The organism is Rhodococcus sp. (in: high G+C Gram-positive bacteria), from assembly GCF_049591685.1.
Lineage (GTDB): Bacteria > Actinomycetota > Actinomycetes > Mycobacteriales > Mycobacteriaceae > Rhodococcoides.
Window position 1 is genome coordinate 1 of the sequence record NZ_JBAWFH010000214.1, and the last position, 3,958, is coordinate 3,958.

The 3,958-nt window shown below is 63.5% G+C and carries 3 protein-coding genes; all 3 read left to right on the plus strand.

From position 1 onward, the window contains the following. Positions 1-41: 41 nt before the first annotated feature. The 3 genes from WBQ44_RS09185 to WBQ44_RS09195 are packed head-to-tail and all read left to right on the plus strand — an operon-like array spanning position 42 to position 3,400. On the plus strand, positions 42-455 hold the full coding sequence (locus WBQ44_RS09185) for a VOC family protein (RefSeq protein WP_495566396.1): 414 nt from the start codon (positions 42-44) through the stop codon (positions 453-455). Positions 456-494: 39 nt separating this feature from the next. Further along, complete coding sequence (locus WBQ44_RS09190) at positions 495-2,858, plus strand: ATP-binding cassette domain-containing protein (protein ID WP_495566394.1); 2,364 nt, start codon at positions 495-497, stop codon at positions 2,856-2,858. 20 nt (positions 2,859-2,878) lie between these two features. Further along, entirely contained in the window at positions 2,879-3,400 is a 522-nt protein-coding gene (locus WBQ44_RS09195; protein WP_495566395.1) for an RBBP9/YdeN family alpha/beta hydrolase, read from the plus strand. Positions 3,401-3,958 lie beyond the last annotated feature (558 nt).

Sequence of the window (3,958 nt, forward strand, 5' to 3'; positions counted from 1 at the left end):
TCGAGAAGCACTGGACGCGCGTCGCCACTAGCGTTCCGGGCATGAACCTCACCATTGCATCCTCGTTCCTGCCTCACGACGACGCCGACGCTGCGTTGGCGTTCTACCGCGATCTGCTCGGATTCGAGGTGCGCCTCGACGTCGGGTACGAAGGCCTTCGTTGGATCACCGTCGGTCCACCCGGGCAGCCCGACACCGCAATCGTTCTGACGCCTCCTGCGGTCGATCCGGGCATCACCGAGGAGGAGCGTCGAACAATCGTCGAGATGATGGCGAAGGGGACGTACGCGGGCCTGCAGCTGGCCACACCCGATCTCGACGGGACGTTCGAGAAACTGCAGGCCGGCGATGCCGACATCGTGCAGGAGCCGACCGCCCAACCGTACGGATTGCGCGATTGCGCCGTCCGCGACCCGGCAGGGAATTTGCTGCGTATCGCGCAGTCTGCTGGTTAGATCGTCGCTGTCCCCGCCCTAGAAGAAAGATATAGGCATATGGCCACGTCGCCGCACGTCGCAGACACTCACGAGAAGATTCGCGTGCAGGGCGCGAGGGTCAACAACCTCCAGGACATCAGTGTCGAGATTCCGAAGCGGCGGCTGACGGTATTCACCGGCGTGTCAGGTTCGGGTAAGAGTTCGCTGGTGTTCAGCACGATCGCGGCCGAGTCGCAACGCATGATCAACGAGACGTACAGCGCGTTCGTCCAGGGCTTCATGCCGACGCTGGCCCGTCCGGACGTCGACGTGCTCGACGGGTTGACGACGGCGATCATCGTCGACCAGCAGCGAATGGGTGCGAATCCGCACTCGACCGTCGGAACGGCCACCGATGCGAACGCGATGCTTCGCATCTTGTTCAGTCGGCTCGGAAAGCCCTATGTCGGTTCGCCTCAGGCATTTTCGTTCAACGTGGCGTCAATTTCGGGGGCGGGTGCCGTCACGATCGACAAGGGTGGCAGGCAGACGAAGGAGAAGCGCACGTTCTCCATCACCGGTGGCATGTGCCCGCGGTGCGAGGGCCGCGGCTCGGTCAGCGACATCGATCTGACAGCGCTGTACGACGCGAGCAAGTCGCTCAACGAGAGTGCCATCACCATCCCCGGCTACAGCATGGAAGGCTGGTACGGACGAATCTTCCGGGGCTGCGGCTATTTCGACCCCGACAAGCCGATCGCCAAGTTCACCAAACGCGAACTCGACGACCTCCTCTACCGGGAAGCCACGAAAATAAAGGTCGAGGGCATCAACCTCACCTACATGGGTCTCGTCCCACAGATGCAGAAGTCGTACCTCTCGAAGGACGTCGACGCTCTGCAGCCGCACATCCGAACGTTCGTCGAACGCGCGGTCACGTTCGCGACCTGCCCCGACTGCGACGGCACCCGTCTCAACGAGGGCGCTCGATCCTCGAAGATCAAGGGCAAGAGCATCGCCGACGCCTGTGCGATGCAGATCGACGAACTCGCCTCCTGGGTCGGCAGCCTGAAGGAGCCGTCCGTTGCACCACTCCTCGATTCACTGACCGGAACGCTCGACTCCTTCGTCGAAATCGGGCTCGGCTACCTCAGCCTCGACCGCCCCGCCGGAACGCTGTCCGGTGGCGAAGCGCAACGCACCAAAATGATTCGTCATCTCGGCTCTTCGCTGACCGATGTCACCTACGTCTTCGACGAGCCCACGACGGGTCTGCATCCGCACGACATCGAGAACATGAACCAGCTGCTCCTGCGGCTCCGCGACAAGGGCAACACCGTCCTCGTCGTCGAACACAAGCCCGAAACGATCGTCATCGCCGATCATGTCATCGACCTCGGGCCCGGTGCCGGAAGCAACGGCGGCACTGTCTGTTTCGAAGGATCCGTCGACGGATTGCGCACGAGCGACACCATCACCGGTCACCACTTCGACGATCGCGCGGCCGTCAAAGAGCAGGTACGCGACTTCGACGAGATCGTCGAGATACGCGGAGCCGACTCCCACAATCTGCAGAACGTCGACGTGAACGTCCCCCTCGGCGTGCTCGTCGTGATCACCGGCGTGGCAGGTTCTGGCAAGAGCTCGCTCATCCACGGCTCGCTTGCCGGGCTCGACGATGTGGTGGCAATCGATCAGGGCGCGATCCGCGGATCTCGTCGAAGCAACCCGGCAACGTACACGGGGCTACTCGAACCGATCAGAAAGGCGTTCGCCAAGGAGAACGGCGTCAAACCCGCGCTGTTCAGCGCCAATTCGGAGGGCGCGTGCCCGTCGTGCAACGGCAACGGCGTCATCTACAGCGATCTCGCGATGATGGCAGGCGTCGCCACTCCCTGTGAATTGTGCGAGGGGAAACGATTTCAGGCGTCGGTGCTCGAATACCACCTCGGCGGCAAGGACATCAGCGAGGTTCTCGCCATGTCCGCAGCGCAGGCGCACGAGTTCTTCGGCGATGGGTCCGCGAAACTACCTGCTGCACACAAGATTCTGACCCGATTCGTCGACGTCGGCCTCGGCTACATCAAACTCGGACAGCCCCTCACGACGCTGTCCGGCGGTGAGCGTCAGCGTCTCAAGCTCGCCACTCACATGGGCGAGAAGGGCGGCATCCTCGTCCTCGACGAGCCCACCACGGGCCTCCACCTCGCCGATGTCGAGCAGTTGCTCGGACTGCTCGACCGCCTCGTCGACGCCGGTAAATCCGTCATCGTCATCGAGCACCACCAGGCGGTCATGGCGCACGCGGACTGGATCATCGACCTCGGCCCCGGCGCCGGTCACGACGGCGGCCGGATCGTGTTCGAAGGTACGCCGGCGGGCATCGTCGCCGAAGGGTCGACGCTCACCGGCAAGCATCTGGCCGCATACGTGCAGCAATAGCGTTCGAGGAGAGGTTACCGATGACGAAGCGACTGCTTTTCGTTCACGGCGCCGGAGGCTACGTCGACGATCAGCCACTGGCGGAGGGCATCGGCGCAGCACTCGGCTGCGCCGTCGACATGCCCGAGTTCGCCGAGACGGACATGTCGTTCGAAGGGTGGGCGACGCCGGTGCGGCGTCTCCTCGGGGAGCTGACGCCGGAGGACATCGTCGTCGCGCATTCCTTCGGTGCGACCATCCTGCTGCGCGTGCTGGCAGAAGGAACACCCTTCGCCCCCGGCAGGGCCGCTCTTCTGGCCATGCCCGATTGGGGTCCGGACGGCTGGGACTTCGACGAATACGCGTTCGCGGGTCCGCAGCCGGATGTTGCTTTGTCACTGCATCATTGCCGCGACGACGAAGTGGTGCCCTTCGAACACCTCGCACTGGGCCGGGCACTGCTCCCCTCGGCCCAGGTTATCGACTACCCCTCCGGTGGCCACCAGTTCGTGGGGCTCGACGAAACGGTCGCGCGGGACATCGAGGGCGGCGGTGAGGGTTGACTCGACACGTAATCGATGCGCATGCCGACCGTCGCGTCGCGCCAGCCATTCGGCGACGGTCGCGAGTCCCGTCGCCAACTCCCAAGGTACCCCAGAGCGGCCCCGTCTTCACGCGGCCGACGCGGTCAGTGCGGGTTCACCGGAGATGAAGGGGCGCGGCCCTTTCGGCAGAACGTTTCATCTTGATCGTCATGACGGAGACGCAGCCGGCGAGAAGGGTAAATCGGTGAAGACGACAGTACCCCATCAACCGGTGGGCGGCACGTGAACGTTTTGTCACGCCCGTTGAGCATGAGCAAGCACTCCTATTGCACAGCAAGCACACTCACTCGTTGCGCCGCTCCTGTGCGCGGTTATCAACAGCGGTGCTGGCTCACCCCTCGTGCTTCGCGGTTCGCACTGGTGTTCGAGCCCTTGTCGGTGGGTAGGTCTAGTCTGATTTCATGCTCACGGGGGAAAGCGTCGCAGAGGATCTGGGAGTCGGTGCCGCACAAAAAGTGCTGCCGATCACCGACCCCACCCTGCACACTGCACTCCACCAACTCGAAAGCGCCTGGG